Here is a 19,179-nt window from a genome sequence, read left to right on the forward strand (position 1 = left end):
AGGGTTAAGGTATGTCCGAGCAGTTCCTCTATTTTATTCAGCAGATGTTCAACGGTGTTACCCTCGGCAGCACCTATGCGCTGATCGCCATCGGTTACACCATGGTTTACGGCATTATCGGCATGATCAACTTCGCTCACGGCGAGGTTTACATGATCGGTAGCTATGTCTCCTTTATCGTGATTGCCGCCCTGATGATGATGGGCATCGACACCACCTGGCTGATGATTGCGGCCGGCTTTGTGATGGCGGTAATTATCTCCAGCGCCTACGGCTGGAGCATCGAGCGCGTCGCCTACCGGCCGGTGCGCTCGTCCAAGCGCCTGATTGCGCTGATCTCCGCCATCGGGATGTCGATATTCCTGCAAAACTACGTCAGCCTGACCCAGGGTTCACGCGACCTGGCGCTGCCGAGTCTGATTACCGGACAGTGGACGGTAGGCGAGAGCAACGGCTTTGCCGCGACCATCTCCACCATGCAAATCGTGATCTGGGTGGTGACGTTCCTGGCGATGCTGGCGCTGACCACCTTTATTCGCTATTCGCGTATGGGCCGCGCCTGCCGCGCCTGTGCTGAAGATCTGAAAATGGCCAGCCTGCTGGGGATTAACACCGATCGCGTTATCTCACTGACCTTTGTCATCGGTGCCGCGATGGCCGCAGTCGCGGGCGTGTTGCTGGGCCAGTTTTACGGATCAATTAACCCGTTTATCGGCTTTATGGCCGGCATGAAGGCGTTCACCGCCGCGGTGCTGGGCGGGATTGGCAGTATTCCGGGCGCGATGATTGGTGGCCTGGTGCTGGGGATTGCGGAAGCGCTGACCTCCGCCTATCTGAGCACCGAGTATAAAGATGTCGTCTCCTTTGCCTTACTGATTGTGGTGCTGCTGGTGATGCCGACCGGGATTCTGGGCCGTCCGGAGGTGGAAAAAGTATGAAGTCTTCCTTTCTCAACGCCCTGATTTCGTCGCTGATGTTGCTGCTGCTCGCCAGCTTCTTTATGGGGCTGCGCCTTAATCTGGATGGCACAAATCTGGTGGTGCAAAACGCCGGCAGCGTGCGCTGGAACTGGATTGCTGTTGCCTGTGTGGTGGTGTTTCTGTTTCAGCTGCTGCGTCCGGTCTGGCAGAGCGGCCTGAAGAAAATCTCCGGTCCGGCGCTGGTGCTGCCGGGCATCGATGGCTCGACGCCAAAGCAGAAGCTGGTGATGGCGGTGATGATCGTGGCGGCGCTCGCCTGGCCGTTCCTGGTGTCGCGCGGCACCGTCGATATCGCCACCATGACGCTGATCTACGTGATGCTCGGTCTTGGACTGAATGTGGTGGTCGGCCTGTCGGGCCTGCTGGTTTTAGGCTACGGCGGTTTCTACGCCATCGGTGCCTATACCTTCGCCCTGCTGAACCACTATTACGGGCTCGGCTTCTGGCAGTGCCTGCCGCTCTCCGGCATGGTGGCCGCGCTGTTTGGCCTGCTGCTGGGCTTCCCGGTGTTGCGGTTACGCGGCGACTATCTGGCGATTGTGACGCTGGGCTTCGGTGAGATCGTGCGTATTCTGCTGCTCAACAATACCGCCCTGACCGGCGGCCCGAACGGCATCAGCCAGATCCCGAAACCGACCTTCTTTGGTCTGGAATTTGGCCGTACGCCGCGTGAAGGCGGCTGGGATACTTTCCACCACTTCTTTGGCCTGAAGTACGATCCCAGCGACCGGATTATCTTCCTGTATCTGGTGGCGTTGCTGCTGGTGGTGCTGACGCTGTTCGTGATCAACCGGCTGCTGCGGATGCCGCTGGGCCGTGCCTGGGAAGCGCTGCGCGAGGATGAGATCGCCTGTCGTTCACTGGGCCTCAGCCCGACCCGAATCAAACTGACGGCCTTTACCATCAGCGCCGCCTTCGCCGGCTTTGCCGGTAGCCTGTTCGCCGCGCGTCAGGGCTTTGTCAGCCCGGAATCCTTTACCTTTGTCGAATCAGCGTTTGTGCTGGCGATTGTGGTGCTGGGCGGCATGGGCTCGCAGTTTGCGGTGATTCTGGCTGCCATTCTGCTGGTGGTTTCCCGTGAACTGATGCGTGATCTCAACGAGTACAGCATGCTGGTGCTGGGAGGATTAATGGTGCTGATGATGATCTGGCGTCCGCAGGGACTGTTGCCGATGAAGCGTCCGCATCTGAAATTAAGACAGGGTAAACAGGGAGAACAGGCATGAGTCAGCCTTTATTAGCCGTTGAAGGCCTGATGATGCGCTTCGGCGGCCTGTTAGCCGTAAACAACGTTTCGATGGCGCTGCATCCTCAGGAGATCGTTTCGCTGATCGGGCCAAACGGTGCCGGGAAAACCACGGTATTCAACTGCCTGACCGGCTTCTACAAGCCAACCGGTGGCAGCATTAAACTGCGTGAGCAGCATCTGGAAGGATTGCCTGGCCAGAAGATTGCGCGGATGGGGATTGTGCGTACTTTCCAGCACGTACGTCTGTTCCGCGAAATGACGGTGATTGAAAACCTGCTGGTGGCACAACATCAGCATCTGAAAAGCGGGTTGTTTGCTGGCCTGCTCAAGACGCCGGCGTTTCGTCGCAGTGAAGGCGAGGCGCTGGATCGTGCGGCCAACTGGCTGGAGCGGGTCGGTCTGCTGGATCTGGCTAACCGCCAGGCCGGAAACCTGGCCTATGGTCAGCAGCGCCGTCTGGAGATTGCGCGCTGCATGGTGACGCGCCCGGAAATTCTGATGCTGGATGAACCGGCGGCGGGTCTTAACCCCAAAGAGACGCACGAACTGGATGAGCTGATCGCCGAACTGCGCGGTGAGCACAAGGTGTCAGTGCTGTTGATTGAACACGATATGAAGCTGGTGATGGGCATTTCTGATCGCATTTACGTGGTTAATCAGGGAACGCCATTGGCTAACGGTACGCCGGAAGAGATTCGTAATAACCCGGACGTGATCCGTGCCTATTTAGGAGAGGCGTAAGATGGCAAATGCGATGTTAACCATTGAGAACGTGAGCGCCCATTACGGCAAAATTCAGGCGCTGCATAATGTCAGCCTCTACATCAATCAGGGCGAAATCGTCACGCTGATTGGGGCCAACGGCGCCGGGAAAACCACGCTGCTCGGCACGCTGTGTGGCGAACCGCGAGCTACCCACGGCAACATCACCTTTGACGGGAAAACCATTACCGACTGGCAGACGGCGCGCATCATGCGTGAAGCGATCGCCATCGTACCGGAAGGTCGTCGGGTGTTTGCGCGCATGACGGTGGAAGAGAATCTGGCGATGGGCGGCTTTTTTGCCAGCCGCCCGCAATATCTGGAACGGATCAAGCGCGTTTATCAGCTATTCCCGCGGCTGGAGGAGCGCAAAATCCAGCGGGCCGGCACCATGTCCGGCGGTGAGCAGCAGATGCTGGCGATTGGTCGGGCGCTGATGAGCCAGCCGCGCCTGCTGCTGCTGGATGAGCCGTCGCTGGGTCTGGCACCGATAATCATTCAGCAGATTTTCGACACCATCGAACAGTTACGCAGCGAAGGGATGACCATCTTCCTGGTGGAGCAGAACGCGAATCAGGCGCTGAAGCTGGCGGATCGGGGTTACGTGCTGGAGAACGGCCATGTGGTGCTGGAAGACACAGGCGCAGCACTCCTTTCCAACGAAGCCGTCCGCAGCGCGTATTTGGGTGCCTGATGGGGCACGGCCTGGCTTACTGGTCAGGTTGTGGTTGGGCAGTGCTCGCCATCCTCACGTACTACGTGTACGCTCCGGTGGCTGCGCGCTGTCCGCCCGCAACCTGCCTGCGCCGCCGACGGCCTTGAGCATGGGTGTGGGATGTGGCGCAGACGGCCTTGAGTGTCGGTGTTAGAGGGGCCGCCATCGCCTTTTGCGTTTGGTGAGGTAGAATCCGCTGCGGGCTTTTTTACTGCCCAATCGCTCTGCAAATTATGTAACCAAAACCTGGCAGCGGTGACGCGTTACCGCTGCGCTGCCAGCCTCCTCTTTTCCGCTATTCAGTCTGTCACCCGGCTGTCATCTTTCTGTTATTAATCCTTCATTTCCCCGTGTCATGTTACTTCGCGAAACAGAAATCCGTGATTTCACGCGTATTTACCTGCACAGGAAAATTCTATGTCCGTCGTTACCTATCGTCGTAGCCTGATCAGCGCGCTGCTTGGCCTGACGCTCAGCGGCCAGGCGCTGGCCGCCACTGAGATCCCGTTCTGGCACTCTATGGAAGGCGAGTTAGGCAAAGAAGTGGATTCGCTGGCACAACGGTTTAACCAGGCCCATCCCGATTACAAAATTGTTCCGACCTACAAAGGTAACTACGAGCAGAGCCTGGCGGCAGGTATCGCGGCAGTGCGCACCGGTAAAGCGCCCGCGGTGTTGCAGGTGTATGAAGTCGGCACCGCTACCATGATGGCCTCACAGGCGATTGTGCCGGTGCATCAGGTGTTTAAAGATGCCGGTATTCCGTTTGATGAAAAGCAGTTTGTACCGACGGTGGCGGGCTACTACAGCGACAGCAAAGGTCAGCTGATCTCTCAACCGTTTAACAGCTCGACCCCGGTGCTTTACTACAACAAAGACGCCTTCAAAAAAGCAGGACTTAACCCGGATCAGCCACCGAAAACCTGGCAGGAGCTGGCGAAGGATGCCGCGGCGCTGCGTAAAGCGGGCATGAGCTGTGGTTACGCCAGCGGCTGGCAGGGCTGGATTCAGATCGAAAACTTCAGCGCCTGGCATGCGCTGCCGGTGGCGACCGAAAACAACGGGTTTGATGGTCGCGATGCGGTGCTGGAGTTCAATAAGCCGGTGCAGGTTCGTCACATCCAGATGCTGGAAGAGATGAATAAAAAGGGCGACTTCACCTACTTTGGTCGTAAAGATGAGTCCACCGCCAAGTTCTACAACGGCGATTGCGGTATCACCACCGCCTCATCCGGTTCGCTGGCGGATATCCGTCATTACGCCAAATTTAACTTCGGCGTGGGCATGATACCGTATGACGACACCGTTCCTGAAGCACCACAAAACGCCATCATCGGCGGGGCCAGCCTGTGGGTGATGAAGGGCAAAGATGCAGCCACCTATAAAGGCGTCGCTGAGTTTATGCAGTTCCTCGCCCAGCCAGAAATCGCTGCGGAATGGCATCAGAAAACCGGCTATCTGCCGATTACCACCGCCGCCTATGAGCTGAGCAAACAGCAGGGCTTCTACGATAAAAATCCGGGAGCCGATATCGCCACCCGTCAGATGCTGAACAAGCCGCCGTTGCCGTTTACCAAAGGGATGCGTCTCGGCAATATGCCGCAGATTCGTACCGTGGTGGATGAAGAGCTGGAGAGCGTCTGGACCGGTAAACAGTCGCCGCAAAGCGCACTGGATAATGCGGTTAAACGCGGCAACGATCTGCTGCGTCGTTTCCAGCAGCAGGTGAAGTAACCCGCTCCACCGGGCCAGCCCAGGCTGGCCCTTCCTCTTTCTGAATCAGAGTGCGCCATGTCCTCATCTCGTCCGGTCTTTCGCACCAGCCTGTTGCCCTATCTTTTGGTGCTGCCGCAACTGTTGATCACCGCCATCTTCTTTCTCTGGCCTGCGGGTGAAGCCTTATGGTATTCGCTGCAAAGCCTCGATCCTTTTGGCATCTCCAGCACCTTCGTCGGGCTGGATAATTTTAAACGGCTGTTTGCCGATCCTTACTATCTGGATTCCTTCTGGACCACCATCAAATTCAGCGGTCTGGTCACGGTGTGCGGCATGGTGCTGTCGCTGCTGCTGGCGGCGCTGGTGGATTACGTGGTGCGGCTGCGCAAACTTTACCAGACGCTGCTGCTGTTGCCTTACGCCGTTGCGCCGGTCGTGGCGGCGGTGCTGTGGATGTTTCTGTTTAATCCCGGTCTGGGCCTGTTCAGCTACCTGCTGAACCACATCGGCTACAACTGGAACTATGCGCAAAACAGCGGTCAGGCGATGTTCCTGATTGTGCTGGCGTCAATCTGGCAGCAGATGAGCTACAACTTCCTGTTCTTCTTCGCCGCGCTGCAGTCGATTCCCAAATCGCTGGTGGAAGCCGCCGCGATTGACGGTGCCGGGCCGGTGCGTCGCTTCTTCAACCTTTCTCTGCCGCTGATTACCCCGGTCAGCTTCTTCCTGCTGGTGGTGAACCTGATTTACGCCTTCTTCGATACCTTCCCGGTGATCGACGCGGCGACCGGCGGCGGGCCGGTGCAGGCCACCACCACGCTGATCTACAAAATCTATCGCGAAGGCTTCACCGGTCTGGATCTCTCCTCATCCGCCGCCCAGTCGGTGGTGCTGATGGTGCTGGTGATCGGCCTGACGGTGATTCAGTTCCGCTTCGTTGAACGTAAGGTGCAATACCAATGATTGAGAACCGACGCGGGCTGGATATCTTCAGCCACATCGTGCTGATACTGGGCGTGCTGACGATCCTGTTCCCGCTCTATGTCGCCTTTGTGGCGGCCACGCTGGATAACGACGCGGTCTATCAGGTGCCGATGACGCTGGTGCCCGGCACCCACCTGTGGGAGAACGTCTCGCGCATCTGGACCCACGGCGTGAACGGTAACGGCCCGGCATTCGGCCTGATGCTGCTGAACAGCACGATCATGGCGCTTGGGATCACCGTCGGCAAAATCACCGTCTCGATGCTGTCAGCCTTTGCGCTGGTCTGGTTTCGCTTTCCGCTACGGACGCTGTTCTTCTGGCTGATTTTCATCACCCTGATGCTGCCGGTCGAAGTGCGTATTTTCCCGACGGTGCAGGTGATCGCCGATCTGAACCTGCTCGACAGTTACAGCGGCCTGACCCTGCCGCTGATGGCGTCAGCGACCGCCACCTTTTTGTTCCGCCAGTTTTTTATGTCGCTACCGGATGAGCTGGTGGAAGCGGCGCGCATCGATGGTGCCAGCGCGATGCGTTTCTTCCGCGATATCGTGCTGCCGCTGTCGAAAACCAACCTGGCGGCGCTGTTCGTGATCACCTTTATCTACGGCTGGAATCAGTATCTCTGGCCGCTGCTGATCATTAATGACGCCAGCCTCGGCACGGCGGTCGCGGGGATCAAAAGTATGATCTCCACCAGCGGTTCACCGACCCAGTGGAACGAAGTGATGGCGGCGATGTTATTAACCCTGATCCCACCGGTTGTGGTGGTGTTAGTCATGCAGCGTGCCTTTGTGCGCGGCCTGGTTGAGAGTGAGAAATAAGATGGCAGGCGTAACCCTTCAGGCAGTGACCAAGTCTTACGATGGTAAAAATCAGATCATTCAGCCGCTGAACGTTACGGTTAATAATGGCGAATTTATGGTGATGGTCGGCCCTTCCGGCTGCGGGAAATCGACCCTGCTGCGGATGGTGGCGGGCCTGGAGCGCGTCAGCTCCGGCGACATCTACATCGACAACAAACGCGTCACCCAGGAAGAGCCAAAAGATCGCGGCATTGCGATGGTGTTCCAGAACTATGCGCTCTATCCCCATATGTCCGTCGAAGAGAACATGGCCTATGGCCTGAAGATCCGCGGCATGGGCAAAGAGCAGATTCGGCTGCGGGTGCTTGACGCGGCGCGCAGCCTTGAGCTGGATCATCTGCTGACCCGCCGGCCGCGTGAGCTCTCCGGCGGCCAGCGTCAGCGCGTTGCTATGGGGCGCGCCATCGTGCGTGAACCGGCGGTGTTTCTGTTCGATGAGCCGCTCTCCAATCTGGATGCACGGCTGCGGGTGCAGATGCGTCTTGAACTGCAACAGTTGCATCGGCGTTTGCAGACCACCAGCCTCTATGTCACGCACGATCAGGTCGAAGCGATGACGCTGGCGCAGCGGGTGATGGTGATGAACAAAGGCGTGGTCGAGCAACTGGGGACGCCGGTTGAGGTTTATGAGCGTCCCGCCAGTCAGTTCGTCGCTTCGTTTATCGGCGCACCGGCGATGAACCTGCTGAAAGGGCAGTTCAACAGTGACGGTACGCGCTTTAATCTGGATGCGTCGCACGCTTTGCCGCTCAGCGAAAGCAAAGCGAAGTGGGCCAACCGTCCGGTGGTGCTGGGTATCCGGCCGGAACATATCCAGCTCAGCAGCCGTGAGCAGGGCGGCGTGCCGCTGCGGGTCGATACGCTGGAGATGCTGGGTGCCGATAATCTTGCACATGGCCGCATCGGTGATACGCCGCTGGTGGTACGCTTAGCCCACAGCGAGCGGCCACAGCCTGGCAGCACGCTGTGGCTGCATCTGCCCGCAGATGCGTTACACTTCTTCGATTCAACCCATGGAAAGCGTCTGGAATGAGCACACAACACTGGCCCTATCCGCACATCGTCGCGCATCGCGGCGGCGGTAAACTGGCACCGGAAAACACCCTGGCGGCAATTGACGTCGGGGCGAGATATGGTCATCAGATGATTGAATTTGATGCCAAACTGTCGGGCGATGCACAGATCTTTCTGCTGCACGACGACACGCTGGATCGCACCAGCAACGGCTGGGGCGTTGCCGGGCAGCTGCCGTGGGAGAAACTGTCACAGCTTGATGCCGGCAGCTGGTTCAGCAAGGCGTTTAATGGCGAAAAGCTGGCGCGGCTGGATCAGGTGGCGGATCGCTGCCGTCAGCATCAGATGATGGCGAATATCGAAATCAAACCGACCACCGGCAGCGAAGCAGAAACCGGGCGCGCCGTGGCGCAGGCGGCAGCCAGCCTGTGGCACGGACAAACCGCACCGTTGCTCTCTTCTTTCTCGTATGAGGCGCTGGAAGCGGCGATGCAGGCGGAACCGCAGCTGCCGCGTGGTTTGCTGTCCCACAGCTGGGATAATGAGTGGCGCGAGAAAACGGCGGCGCTGGCGTGCGTTTCGATCCATCTCAATCACAAAGTGCTGACCGAAGCGCGGGTGGCGGAACTGAAGGCGGCTGGCCTGAAGATTCTGGCCTATACCGTAAACAGCCCGGAGCGGGCGCGGGAACTGCTGAAATGGGGCGTTGATGCCATCTGTACCGACTGCATCGACATCATCGGCCCCGATTTTAGTTAGTTCTGATTCTGATTTTGCTGACCCGGCTGCGTGGTGATCACCCGTTGCTGGGCGCTGTTACGCTGCTCCTGCATTTTACGCTGCATATCCTGAGTCTGACGTTGCTGATCCTGACGCAACTTCAACTGCTGTTGCTGCTGTTGCGTCTGCATCTGGTTCTGCATCCGTTGCTGGCTCGGGTTATAGCCTGGCCGGTTAGGATCGTTGGTACTGTTCAGCGTGTTCGCCAGCGTGGCGAAAGGCAGCAGGGCCGCCAAAGCAATTATCCACTTCTTCATTATTCCTCCTTCCTCAAAGCGACAGGTGCTGGATATTGAATGCCATCGTCTGGCGTTCAGGGTCGCACGCATAAGTTTACGCGATATCACAGACCTTACCTTCAGATGTATTCCTGATTTGACTTAACCCTGATTATTTTGCTGTATTTGTAGCCACTTGCGTAAATGATAAAAAAATGTAAATAACAACACGGGATGGTGGCAGGATGAAAATGCAGCAAACAGTGCGGCAGCTTAGCTGGTCGCTGGTGATGAGTTTTACCGTGGTGGCCGGCGCTAACGCCGCACCAACCCAGGCACCGCCGGTCTCTTACGGCGTCGACAGCGACACTTTCCATCCGGTGAAAGCACAGCACGGCATGGTGGCGTCAGTCGATGCGATGGCAACCCAGGTCGGGGTTGAGATCCTGCGTCAGGGCGGCAACGCCGTCGATGCGGCGGTGGCGGTGGGCTTTGCGCTGGCCGTCACCCATCCGCAGGCCGGTAACCTCGGCGGCGGCGGGTTTATGCTGCTGCGCACCGCTTCTGGCCGCGCCACCGCTATCGATTTCCGTGAAATGGCACCGGGCCACGCCTCGCGCGATATGTTCCTGGATAAGCAGGGCAACGCCGACAGCAAGCTGTCGCTGACCTCACATCTCGCCTCCGGTACGCCGGGCACCGTGGCCGGGCTGGCGCTGGCTGCGCAAAAATATGGCACGCTGCCGCTGAGCACGCTGCTGGCACCCGCGATTAAACTGGCGCGTGACGGTATTCCGGTCAACGACGCGCTGGCGGATGACCTGAAAACCTACGGCAAAGAGGTGCTGATTAACCATCCCAACAGCAAAGCGATCTTCTATAAAGCGGACGGCACGCCGTGGCAAAAGGGCGATCGGCTGGTGCAGAAGAACCTCGCCCACAGTCTGCAACTGATTGCCCGTCAGGGACCGGATGCTTTTTATAAAGGTGAAATCGCGGATGAGATCGCCGGGGAGATGGCGCAGCATGGCGGCCTGATCAACAAAGCTGACCTGGCGGCCTATCGCGCGGTTGAGCGTAAGCCAATCAGCGGCACCTATCGTGGCTATGAAGTCTTCTCGATGCCGCCGCCGTCATCCGGTGGCATCCACATCGTGCAGATCCTCAATATCCTGGAAAACTTCGATCTGGCGAAGATGGGCTTTGGCAGCGCGGATGCGATGCAGGTTATGGCCGAAGCGGAGAAATATGCCTACGCGGACCGCTCTGAATATCTCGGCGACCCCGATTTTGTAAAGGTGCCGTGGCAGGCATTAACCAGCAAAGCCTACGCCAAAACCCTGGCGCAGCAGATTGACGTCGCCAAAGCGCGTCCGTCCAGTGAGATCAAACCCGGCAAGCTCGAACCTTATGAAAGTAACCAGACCACCCATTTCTCGGTGGTGGATAAACAGGGCAATGCGGTCGCGGTGACCTACACACTTAACACCTATTTCGGCAGCGGGATTGTGGCGGGTAACAGCGGCATCCTGATGAATAACGAGATGGATGATTTCTCAGCCAAGCCGGGTACGCCAAACGTCTACGGGCTGGTTGGCGGTGAAGCCAATGCGGTGCAACCGGCGAAACGTCCGCTCTCTTCGATGTCTCCGACCATTGTGGCGAAAGGCGGCAAAACCTGGCTGGTCACCGGCAGTCCGGGCGGCAGCCGTATCATCACCACGGTATTGCAGATGGTGGTTAACAGCATCGATTTCGGGATGAACGTCGCCGAAGCGACCAATGCACCGCGTTTCCATCATCAGTGGCTGCCCGATCAGCTGCGAGTTGAGAAAGGCTTCAGCCCGGATACGCTGCGTCTGCTGGAAAGCAAAGGCCAGCATGTGAAAGTGCTGCCAGCGATGGGCAGTACCCAGAGCATTATGATTGGTCCCGATGGGATGTTGTATGGCGCCTCCGACCCGCGCAGCATCGACGATCTCAGCGCCGGTTATTAAGGCACAAGGGCACCTGAGGGTGTGTAATGCTCGTCAGCGAAGGTTAGATTTGCAAAGGCTGTCACGGTCAGACGTGGCAGCTTTTTTCCTGGCAGGCGTGCCGGAGTGCGGGCCTGAGCACCTCTGGTGCTGCCGGGCCGTCCTCGCGCCGCTTCGCGGTACCTTCGGCTTTGACGTCGTGCCGACGAACCGTTCGGGGATCGGCCCTCCCTGGCCGCCCCGAACTCTCCACGCTTCCCGGCGTGGCGTTCTGGCCCAACATCACGCCTCAGCGCTGCGGATAGCACTTTCAGCAGCAGAGGCGCCCAGGCCTCCACTATCGTGCCCTTTTTAACAACACGCACTGAAGCTTCAGAGCAGGCTGGAGTCGATCAGGGGCAGGCAATCCGCAGCGCTGAACATTAGCCAGGAGAGCCCGCAGGACGCGGGCGAAAGGCGGGGCGGCACAGGATGTGCCATCCCCGGCGGTGCGTCAGGCCGAGGAATGAAGTGAAGGCACCGCGCAGCGGCGCGAGGACCGCCAGCCCCTGTTCGGCACCAGACTGCGTTATCACCTGTCGCTTAACTGACGAGCATCACCCCTCAGGGTGCCCTTTTTTATTCTGAGGCGTCAGGATTTCAGCCGCGCCATGAAATGAACATCGATCAGCTCGCCATAGCGCATCGCATATCGTCTGGCCGTTCCCTCGATCTCAAAACCGAAGCGACGATAAAGGGCGATAGCCGGGGCATTATCAACAAACACCGTCAGTTCCATCCGCGAGACCTGCAGCCAGTTGTCACACAGGCTGACCATCTCCTGCATCAGCGCACGGCCAACACCGCGCTGGCGATAATTTTCATCGACTCCCATGCCCAGCGTGGCGGAGTGACGCCGCCGGGCGCGCTCGGGCACTTCCAGAGCGCATTGCCCGACCACTTCATCATCCATACAGGCCAACAGCAGATGCACTCCTGGCCGGGGCGTGCTGAGCCGGGTTTGCCACATCTGCAACGACGAGTGAGGGAGTTGTAGCGTGTTCGCCTGGGTATCGGGCTGGCTATAAATGCGCTGCAGAGCGACCGCATCTTCCGGCGTAACGTGGCGAACGGTGATCTCACTCATGGTGCCTCCCGATGGATTAGATGGATAAATCCCTTTTAACATCAAGGGAAAGCGCGGATAAATCAACAAAATTTCGCCAAAATCGCTTTACAGATACGAATGATAATGATTATTATTGCGATGCGTTCCCGGGGTGTCGCCCGACAGCCTGAGAAAGCACGACATTGCTCACATTGCTTCCAGTATTATTTAGCCAGCACAGATGCTGGCTTTTTTTTGCTCTCACCGCCGCACCTGCACAAGGTCTCTGTCAGGCCAGTGGCAGCTGATCCTTAACCCGTCCTCAAATGGGCTGGCGGGCGCGATCACGAATAAACCCTCAAACCGCATCGTAATATTCAGTGACTGACAGGATTAACAGATCGGGTTGACGGACGGTCATGGTGTTAAACGGCCTTCAGCCAGCGGAAAAAAGAGATCGGATTTGGTTAAATTTAACCGGATAAAATAAGCGCGATGGGCAAATTATCTGATGCTGACCTTATCTGCGCTATTTATTTTCAGATAATCATTAACATGTATTGATGCTGAAGGGATTATCCTGAAATTATTTTCTTTATTTGCACTCAGGTTTGTTAAATAATTTATCCGATGAATCACGCAATAAGGTATTGATATGAGTTTTAATACCATGTCCGACAGTGAAATTATTTCTGAATTATGTTGCAGAATTAAAGAAACACGTATGCAGCTTGGGCTCTCTCAGATTGAGCTTGCTGAACGCGCCCGCGTGGGTACGGCAACCATTAAGCGGGCAGAATTAGGGGAGTCTGTCACCCTGAGCACCCTTATCGGTATTTTGCGTGGTCTGGAACGTCTGCATCAGCTGGAGTCCGTTCTTTCGGATTCACACCGGCGCACCTTTAATGCACAGTTAACCGCCTCATCACCTGCCCGCATCCGTATCAGAAAAAAGCAGACCGGCCCGGCTCAGGCAGCCGCTACCGGCCAGCCTGCCCAGCAGACGCCGCCCAGCGCCACCATTAATGAATGGTACAGCTCTTCAGAAGTGCGAAGCATGGTCTGGTCAGATCTGACAACGGAGAGCGAAACGAAATAACGCCGTTAAAACCGGCAGAGTGAAAGGAGTAAACCGCCAGCCTGACAGGCTGGCGGTGTTTAACCGTCAGGATTCACAAATCGCCACTTTGATCGCCAGACCGCCGCGCGCCGTTTCACGGTATTTGGCATTCATGTCTTTGCCGGTTTCAAACATGGTTTCAATGATCTTATCCAGCGACACTTTCGGATCGCTGGTGCGATACATCGCCATACTGGTTGAGTTAATGGCTTTCACCGCCGCAATCGCATTTCGCTCAATACAGGGCACCTGAACCTGACCCGCCACAGGATCGCAGGTCAGACCCAGATTATGCTCCATCCCTATTTCAGCCGCGACGCAGACTTTTTCCGCCTCTGCGCCCAGCAACTCAGCCAGGCCAGCCGCTGCCATTGAACAGGCCACGCCGACTTCTCCCTGGCAGCCCACTTCAGCGCCGGAAATGGAGGCATTCATCTTATAAAGAATGCCAATTGCGCCTGCCGTCAGGAAATAACGCATATAAAGCTCAGGCGTGACCGGTTTGATGAAACGATCATAATAGGCCAGCACCGCCGGAATAATTCCGCACGCGCCGTTGGTTGGCGCGGTAACCACACGTCCTCCTGCGGCATTTTCCTCGCTCACCGCCATAGCAAACATGTTCACCCAGTCCATAGCACTTAACGGATTCACCGACTGACTCTGCGGCGCCAGAATGCGATGCAGAGACGATGCCCGACGCGGCACTTTTAACGGGCCGGGTAAAATGCCTTCCGTACTGAGGCCGCGGGTAATCGCATTGCGCATGGTTTGCCATATCTGCGCCATGTTTTCTTCCACCTCTTTGCGGCCATAGCGGGCAATCTCATTCTTCATCATCACCGCTGAAATCGACAGGTTATTATCATGGCAATGCGCCAGCAGGTTGCGGGCGGAGTAGAACGGAAAGGGGAGATCGATTTCGTTATCCAGGTTTTTACCGAAATCATCTTCGGTCACGATAAAACCGCCGCCGATGGAATAGTAGGTCTGGGAATGAACGGTTTTGCCGTCACAAAAGGCGGTAATGCTCATACCATTTTCATGTAATGGCAGAAACTCGCTGTGAAAACGCATGCACTCTGCCACCGGGAAGGCAATTTCCCGCTGACCTTCTTTGATACGCAACTGTTGCAGGCTATTCACGTCACGAATGATGGCTGGGATCTTATCAATATCCACGGTGTCAGGCAGATAGCCACTCAGGCCGAGAATAATCGCAATGTCGGTGTGGTGGCCTTTACCGGTCAGAGAAAGCGAGCCATAAATATCCACCACCAGACGAGTCACCTTATCCAGCAGGCCTTTTTCACTCAGCGTATCCACAAAATGTTTGCCTGCCTTCATCGGCCCGACCGTGTGTGAACTGGATGGCCCGATGCTGATTTTAAAAATATCGAAAACGCTAATCATGATTCACCCATGCGGATTGCAATAGGAAAGTGGCGCTCGCCGGAAGGGCGAGCGACGGTCATCAGCTGTGTAAGGAATAAGCGATGGCGGAAATAGCAATCAGGCCAATGACGATGACAAAAATATTACTCAGATGACCGCTGTACTTGCGCATCGCCGGGACTTTATTGATGGCGTACATCGGCATCAGGAACAGAATCATGGCGATAACCGGCCCGCCCAGTTTTTCAATCATGCCTAAAATGCTGGGATTCAGGGTGGCGACAATCCAGGTGGTGGCCAGCATAAAGCAGGCGGTGATCCGGTTCAGCTTATTAAGCTCAATGGTTTTGCCTTTGCTGCGCAGCGACTTAATCACCATGCCGTTGAAACCTTCACGCGCGCCCAGATAGTGACCGAGAAAGGATTTGGTAATGGCGATGATGGCGATAATCGGCGCCATCCAGGCAATTAACGGAGAGTTAAAATGGTTAGCCAGATAAGAGAGAATAGAAATATTCTGCGCTTTCGCCTCGGCCAGGTTTTCCGGTGAGAGACTCAGTACGCAGCTGAAGACGAAAAACATCACGGTGAGAACCATCATGATATGGGCGCAGGCTAAAATACGTGAGCATTTTGATGCCGCCTGATCACCGTACTCCTGACGCTTGGCCACCGCAAAGGAGGAGATAATCGGGGAGTGATTGAAAGAGAAAACCATGACCGGAATGGCCAGCCACAGCGTGAACCACAGTCCACCTCCGGTGGTCTCTGAATCACTAAATGAGAGCGTATTCAGAATAGCGCCGTTCCATTGGGGGATCAGATAAAGCGCCAGCAGCATCAGCGCGGCAACAAACGGGAAGACCAGCACGCTCATCGCTTTCACGATCGCTTTTTCACCGAAGCGTACAATAGCCATCATGCCGACAATCAAAATCAGTGCCAGTAACGCACGCGGCGGCGATACCAGATGAAGCTGGTGGGTGAGAAAACTTTCGACGGTATTGGTAATCGCCACGCTATAAACCAGCAGAATGGGATAAATAGCAAAAAAGTAGAGCAGGGTAATCAGCTTGCCTGCACCGGTACCAAAATGTTCCTCCACCACTTCAGTAATGTTTTCACCCGGATTCCTGCCGGAAAGTACAAAGCGGGTAAGCCCACGATGGGCAAAAAAGGTCATCGGGAAGGCTAACAGCGCCATCACGATTAACGGCAGCAAACCGCCCGTGCCGGCATTGATCGGCAAAAACAGCACGCCGGCACCAATTGCCGTGCCGTAGAGTCCCAGCATCCAGACGGTATCGCTTTTTCTCCAGCGTAGGGTGTCACCTGATATCAGCGTATTTTGAACGGCATCCATAATAGGGTTCCTAATAATAAGAAGAGATAAAATGAGTCGGACGATATTTAAAAACAGGCTTTTTATTTGCTGGCTATTTTAGTAGGGTTTGTCATGGCGGGTTATTTACGGCGATCACATTATTCGGTTTATAATTTATTTTTTAAGGTATCAAAAGTCATCCCTTGTTAATGATGGTTTTTAAGGTATCACTTTTAATCCCGCTGTTATCTTTGGCGCCTTTAAATTGCGTGGAAATATCACCAGTGTGATATTCAGAAAATAAATTAACAGAGTTTCTGCGTGGCTGTTATCTACCGGCTTTATCAATTTACCTTTATGTCCCTTTTTTCCCCCTCATCCCGCCTTCTAACCGGTTCGTTCTGTCCCGTTCAGTAATCCGCCCGCTTTTGTTCAATGATTTTGAACAGAGGCGTGAACTTTTTCAGCTATCAATCACACCGCCGCAGGGAGAGACTATAAAAAACATTGAGGAGATTTGAACATGATTTATGTACGCAAAGCAGAAGAACGCGGTCACGCTAACCACGGCTGGCTGGACAGCTGGCACACCTTTTCTTTCGCCAGCTATCACGACGCTAACTTTATGGGTTTCTCCGCGTTGCGGGTGATCAATGAAGATGTGGTGGAAGGCGGCCAGGGTTTCGGTACCCATCCGCATAAAGATATGGAGATTCTGACCTACGTGCTCTCCGGAACGGTTGAGCATCAGGACAGCATGGGCAACAAAGAGCAGATCCCGGCCGGGGAGTTTCAGATCATGAGCGCCGGCACCGGTGTACGTCACTCCGAGTACAACGCCAGCGCCACCGAGCCGCTGCATCTGTATCAGATCTGGATCATTCCTGAGCGTACCGGCATTGAGCCACGCTACGATCAGCGCCGTTTCCCGGATGTGCAGGGACGTCAGCTGGTGCTGAGTCCGGATGCGCGTGAAGGCTCGCTGAAGGTCTATCAGGATATGACCTTATCGCGCTGGGTGCTGGCGGCGGGTGAGCAGGATAACGTGGCGATCGATGCCGGTCGTCGCATCTGGATTCAGGTGGTGAAAGGGGAGGTTACCGTCAACGGTCAGGCGGTGACTACCAGCGATGCGCTGGCAATCTGGGATGAAAGCGCACTCACCATCGAGGCCAGCAGCGCCGCCGAAGTCCTGCTGTTTGATCTGCCACCGGTCTGATTCGGTTACGGGCGCGCCTCGTCGCGCCCGGTTGGCAATCTGTTGTCAGAAAAGTGATAGACTCATCGTACTGAAGCTATAAGGGCGATCCCAGGCGCTACGATGAAGAAGAAAAGACCGGTATTACAGGACGTTGCCGATCGCGTCGGCATTACAAAAATGACCGTTAGCCGTTACCTGCGTAACCCTGAGCAGGTCTCCATTGCCCTGCGCGATAAGATTGCGGTGGCGCTGGATGAGCTGGGTTATATCCCCAACCGCGCGCCCGATATGCTCTCAAACGCGACCAGCCGCGCCATTGGCGTGCTGCTGCCGTCGCTCACCAACCAGGTCTTCGCCGACGTGTTGCGCGGCATTGAAGCCGTCACCGATGAGGCGGGCTATCAGACGCTGGTGGCTCACTTTGGCTACAACCCACAAAAAGAAGAGTTACAGCTGCGCTCGCTGCTCGGCTGGAACATTGATGGGGTGATCCTGACCGAACGCACTCACACGCCCGGCACGCTGCGGATGCTGGAAGTAGCCGGCATTCCGGTGATTGAGGTGATGGACAGCGTGACGCCCTGCCTGGATATGGCGGTAGGCTTCGACAACGTGGAAGCGGCGCGACAGATGACCCAGGCGATCCTCAGCAAAGGTCATCGTCACACCGTTTACCTCGGGGCACGTCTCGATGAACGTACGCTGCAAAAGCAGCGCGGCTATGAAGCGGCGATGCGCGAAGCGGGGCTGACTCCGCGCAGCGTCATGATGGAAGATGCTTCATCCTTCAGCGCCGGCTGTGATCTGCTGCGTGAGGCACAGCGGCTCTATCCTGAAACCGACAGCCTGTTTTGCACCAACGATGACCTGGCCGTCGGCGCGATGTTTGAATGCCAGCGACAGGGTTTGCAGGTGCCGAGCCAGATGGCGATTGCCGGTTTCCACGGGCATGACATCAGTCAGGTGGTGACGCCGCAACTGGCAACGGTCCTGACGCCGCGCGACCGGATGGGGCGTGAAGCGGCAGCACTGCTGCTGGCGCGTATCGGCGGAGAGAGCAGCGCAAATCAGTCGCTCGATGTCGGTTTCGAAATCAGTGAAGGTGGCAGCATCTGATTCTGGCGATTTTATGAGTCAGCTCACACTTTCGTGCTTTTCCCGGTAAAAAGGTTGCCAGGCTGTTAAGTGGTCAAGACAATGAGAAACGACATTGTTATCGGTAACATTGGCAAATCCACACCTGCCGGAGCAGAAAAATGACAACGCAATCCCCGTCGCATCACGTTTTTATCCTGATGGGCGTTTCAGGCAGCGGTAAGTCTGCCGTCGCCAACCAGGTTTCGCATCAACTGAATACCGCCTTTCTCGACGGTGATTTTCTCCATCCGCGCGCCAACATCCTGAAAATGGCTGATGGTCATCCGCTGGATGATAACGACCGCCAGCCGTGGTTACAGGCGCTGAACGATGCTGCGTTTGCGATGCAGCGTACCCAGGCGATTTCAGTGATTGTCTGCTCGGCGCTGAAAAAAAGTTATCGCGATATTCTGCGCCAGGGTAATGACAACCTGCGTTTCGTCTATCTGAAAGGCGACTTCGATACCATCGAAGCCCGTCTTAAAGCGCGCAAAGGTCACTTCTTCAAGCCGCAAATGCTGGTCACCCAGTTTGCGACGCTGGAAGAACCGGGCAGTGATGAGCCGGATGTACTGGTGGTGGATATCGATCATTCACTCGACGAGGTTGTGGCGGCTACGGTTGCGACTATCAGGGACGCAATCAGCCAGGGTTAGAG

The 19,179-nt window shown here is 56.2% G+C and carries 18 protein-coding genes; 14 read left to right on the forward strand and 4 right to left on the reverse strand.

Annotated features, from left to right (window positions below; translation table 11 throughout):
- Positions 1–11 precede the first annotated feature (11 nt).
- From livH to ugpQ, 9 genes are all read left to right on the forward strand, one after another.
- On the forward strand, positions 12–938 hold the full coding sequence (livH, locus tag LZU96_RS01920) for a high-affinity branched-chain amino acid ABC transporter permease LivH (protein ID WP_009087789.1): 927 nt from the start codon (positions 12–14) through the stop codon (positions 936–938).
- On the forward strand, positions 935–2,206 hold the full coding sequence (locus tag LZU96_RS01925; protein WP_094121473.1) for a high-affinity branched-chain amino acid ABC transporter permease LivM: 1,272 nt from the start codon (positions 935–937) through the stop codon (positions 2,204–2,206). Before livH ends, LZU96_RS01925 begins: the two co-directional genes overlap by 4 nt.
- Entirely contained in the window at positions 2,203–2,970 is a 768-nt protein-coding gene (gene livG, locus LZU96_RS01930) for a high-affinity branched-chain amino acid ABC transporter ATP-binding protein LivG (RefSeq protein ID WP_233986861.1), read from the forward strand. Before LZU96_RS01925 ends, livG begins: the two co-directional genes overlap by 4 nt.
- Before the next feature lies 1 nt (position 2,971).
- Positions 2,972–3,685, forward strand: a complete 714-nt coding sequence (gene livF, locus LZU96_RS01935) for a high-affinity branched-chain amino acid ABC transporter ATP-binding protein LivF (protein ID WP_233986863.1) — start codon at positions 2,972–2,974, stop codon at positions 3,683–3,685.
- Positions 3,686–4,123: 438 nt separating this feature from the next.
- Positions 4,124–5,440, forward strand: coding sequence for a sn-glycerol-3-phosphate ABC transporter substrate-binding protein UgpB (ugpB, locus tag LZU96_RS01940; protein WP_233986865.1), 1,317 nt, complete (start codon positions 4,124–4,126; stop codon positions 5,438–5,440).
- Positions 5,441–5,497: 57 nt separating this feature from the next.
- A complete protein-coding gene (gene ugpA, locus LZU96_RS01945; RefSeq protein ID WP_233986867.1) occupies positions 5,498–6,385 on the forward strand; it encodes a sn-glycerol-3-phosphate ABC transporter permease UgpA in 888 nt (295 codons plus the stop codon).
- Positions 6,382–7,227: a sn-glycerol-3-phosphate ABC transporter permease UgpE gene (gene ugpE / locus LZU96_RS01950; RefSeq protein WP_031375616.1), complete on the forward strand. Its 846-nt coding sequence runs from the start codon at positions 6,382–6,384 to the stop codon at positions 7,225–7,227. Before ugpA ends, ugpE begins: the two co-directional genes overlap by 4 nt.
- 1 nt (position 7,228) lies before the next feature.
- Complete coding sequence (locus tag LZU96_RS01955; protein WP_233986868.1) at positions 7,229–8,302, forward strand: sn-glycerol-3-phosphate import ATP-binding protein UgpC; 1,074 nt, start codon at positions 7,229–7,231, stop codon at positions 8,300–8,302.
- A complete protein-coding gene (gene ugpQ, locus LZU96_RS01960; RefSeq protein WP_233986870.1) occupies positions 8,299–9,042 on the forward strand; it encodes a glycerophosphodiester phosphodiesterase in 744 nt (247 codons plus the stop codon). The genes LZU96_RS01955 and ugpQ overlap by 4 nt, the downstream gene beginning before the upstream one ends.
- On the opposite strand, the gene LZU96_RS01965 is transcribed toward ugpQ, so the two are convergent.
- Positions 9,039–9,320 (reverse strand): DUF2756 domain-containing protein, encoded by a 282-nt coding sequence (locus tag LZU96_RS01965; RefSeq protein WP_233986871.1) that lies wholly within the window; start codon positions 9,318–9,320, stop codon positions 9,039–9,041. The two genes, ugpQ and LZU96_RS01965, sit on opposite strands and share 4 nt — an antisense overlap.
- A gap of 206 nt (positions 9,321–9,526) precedes the next feature.
- On the opposite strand from LZU96_RS01965, the gene ggt reads away from it, so the two are divergent.
- Positions 9,527–11,278, forward strand: a complete 1,752-nt coding sequence (gene ggt / locus LZU96_RS01970; RefSeq protein WP_233986873.1) for a gamma-glutamyltransferase — start codon at positions 9,527–9,529, stop codon at positions 11,276–11,278.
- A gap of 610 nt (positions 11,279–11,888) precedes the next feature.
- Here ggt and LZU96_RS01975 read toward each other — a convergent pair.
- The gene (locus LZU96_RS01975; protein WP_233986874.1) at positions 11,889–12,383 is read right to left on the reverse strand and encodes a GNAT family N-acetyltransferase; all 495 of its coding nucleotides are present in this window, start codon (positions 12,381–12,383) and stop codon (positions 11,889–11,891) included.
- Between the two features lie 616 nt (positions 12,384–12,999).
- On the opposite strand from LZU96_RS01975, the gene LZU96_RS01980 reads away from it, so the two are divergent.
- Positions 13,000–13,443, forward strand: coding sequence for a helix-turn-helix domain-containing protein (locus tag LZU96_RS01980; protein WP_233986875.1), 444 nt, complete (start codon positions 13,000–13,002; stop codon positions 13,441–13,443).
- A 66-nt stretch (positions 13,444–13,509) separates the two neighbouring features.
- Here LZU96_RS01980 and LZU96_RS01985 read toward each other — a convergent pair whose 3' ends face one another.
- Positions 13,510–14,877 (reverse strand): L-serine ammonia-lyase, encoded by a 1,368-nt coding sequence (locus LZU96_RS01985; RefSeq protein ID WP_233986876.1) that lies wholly within the window; start codon positions 14,875–14,877, stop codon positions 13,510–13,512.
- A gap of 61 nt (positions 14,878–14,938) precedes the next feature.
- Positions 14,939–16,222 carry an HAAAP family serine/threonine permease gene (locus tag LZU96_RS01990; protein ID WP_233986877.1) on the reverse strand — a complete coding sequence of 428 codons (1,284 nt, stop codon included), beginning with the start codon at positions 16,220–16,222 and terminating at the stop codon, positions 14,939–14,941.
- 484 nt (positions 16,223–16,706) lie between these two features.
- Between LZU96_RS01990 and LZU96_RS01995 the strand changes: the two genes are divergently transcribed.
- The 3 genes from LZU96_RS01995 (at position 16,707) to gntK (ending at position 19,177) form a co-directional block, all read left to right on the forward strand.
- On the forward strand, positions 16,707–17,402 hold the full coding sequence (locus LZU96_RS01995) for a pirin family protein (protein WP_233986878.1): 696 nt from the start codon (positions 16,707–16,709) through the stop codon (positions 17,400–17,402).
- Between the two features lie 102 nt (positions 17,403–17,504).
- Complete coding sequence (gntR, locus tag LZU96_RS02000) at positions 17,505–18,500, forward strand: gluconate operon transcriptional repressor GntR (protein WP_233986879.1); 996 nt, start codon at positions 17,505–17,507, stop codon at positions 18,498–18,500.
- 140 nt (positions 18,501–18,640) lie between these two features.
- Positions 18,641–19,177, forward strand: a complete 537-nt coding sequence (gntK, locus tag LZU96_RS02005; RefSeq protein ID WP_233986880.1) for a gluconokinase — start codon at positions 18,641–18,643, stop codon at positions 19,175–19,177.
- Positions 19,178–19,179: the final 2 nt, after the last annotated feature.

It is taken from the genome of Pantoea agglomerans (genome assembly GCF_021397715.1).
Lineage (GTDB): Bacteria > Pseudomonadota > Gammaproteobacteria > Enterobacterales > Enterobacteriaceae > Pantoea > Pantoea astica.

Bases quoted from the DNA above. Each gene is read 5' to 3' on its own strand.
- ugpB (WP_233986865.1), top strand. From the start codon at position 4,124: ATGTCCGTCGTTACCTATCGTCGTAGCCTGATCAGCGCGCTGCTTGGC.
- ugpE (WP_031375616.1), top strand. From the start codon at position 6,382: ATGATTGAGAACCGACGCGGGCTGGATATCTTCAGCCACATCGTGCTG.
- gntR (WP_233986879.1), top strand. From the start codon at position 17,505: ATGAAGAAGAAAAGACCGGTATTACAGGACGTTGCCGATCGCGTCGGC.
- gntK (WP_233986880.1), top strand. From the start codon at position 18,641: ATGACAACGCAATCCCCGTCGCATCACGTTTTTATCCTGATGGGCGTT.
- livG (WP_233986861.1), top strand. From the start codon at position 2,203: ATGAGTCAGCCTTTATTAGCCGTTGAAGGCCTGATGATGCGCTTCGGC.
- livF (WP_233986863.1), top strand. From the start codon at position 2,972: ATGGCAAATGCGATGTTAACCATTGAGAACGTGAGCGCCCATTACGGC.
- LZU96_RS01990 (WP_233986877.1), bottom strand. From the start codon at position 16,222: ATGGATGCCGTTCAAAATACGCTGATATCAGGTGACACCCTACGCTGG.
- ugpA (WP_233986867.1), top strand. From the start codon at position 5,498: ATGTCCTCATCTCGTCCGGTCTTTCGCACCAGCCTGTTGCCCTATCTT.
- LZU96_RS01985 (WP_233986876.1), bottom strand. From the start codon at position 14,877: ATGATTAGCGTTTTCGATATTTTTAAAATCAGCATCGGGCCATCCAGT.
- LZU96_RS01965 (WP_233986871.1), bottom strand. From the start codon at position 9,320: ATGAAGAAGTGGATAATTGCTTTGGCGGCCCTGCTGCCTTTCGCCACG.
- LZU96_RS01980 (WP_233986875.1), top strand. From the start codon at position 13,000: ATGAGTTTTAATACCATGTCCGACAGTGAAATTATTTCTGAATTATGT.
- LZU96_RS01925 (WP_094121473.1), top strand. From the start codon at position 935: ATGAAGTCTTCCTTTCTCAACGCCCTGATTTCGTCGCTGATGTTGCTG.
- LZU96_RS01995 (WP_233986878.1), top strand. From the start codon at position 16,707: ATGATTTATGTACGCAAAGCAGAAGAACGCGGTCACGCTAACCACGGC.
- LZU96_RS01955 (WP_233986868.1), top strand. From the start codon at position 7,229: ATGGCAGGCGTAACCCTTCAGGCAGTGACCAAGTCTTACGATGGTAAA.
- ggt (WP_233986873.1), top strand. From the start codon at position 9,527: ATGAAAATGCAGCAAACAGTGCGGCAGCTTAGCTGGTCGCTGGTGATG.
- LZU96_RS01975 (WP_233986874.1), bottom strand. From the start codon at position 12,383: ATGAGTGAGATCACCGTTCGCCACGTTACGCCGGAAGATGCGGTCGCT.
- ugpQ (WP_233986870.1), top strand. From the start codon at position 8,299: ATGAGCACACAACACTGGCCCTATCCGCACATCGTCGCGCATCGCGGC.
- livH (WP_009087789.1), top strand. From the start codon at position 12: ATGTCCGAGCAGTTCCTCTATTTTATTCAGCAGATGTTCAACGGTGTT.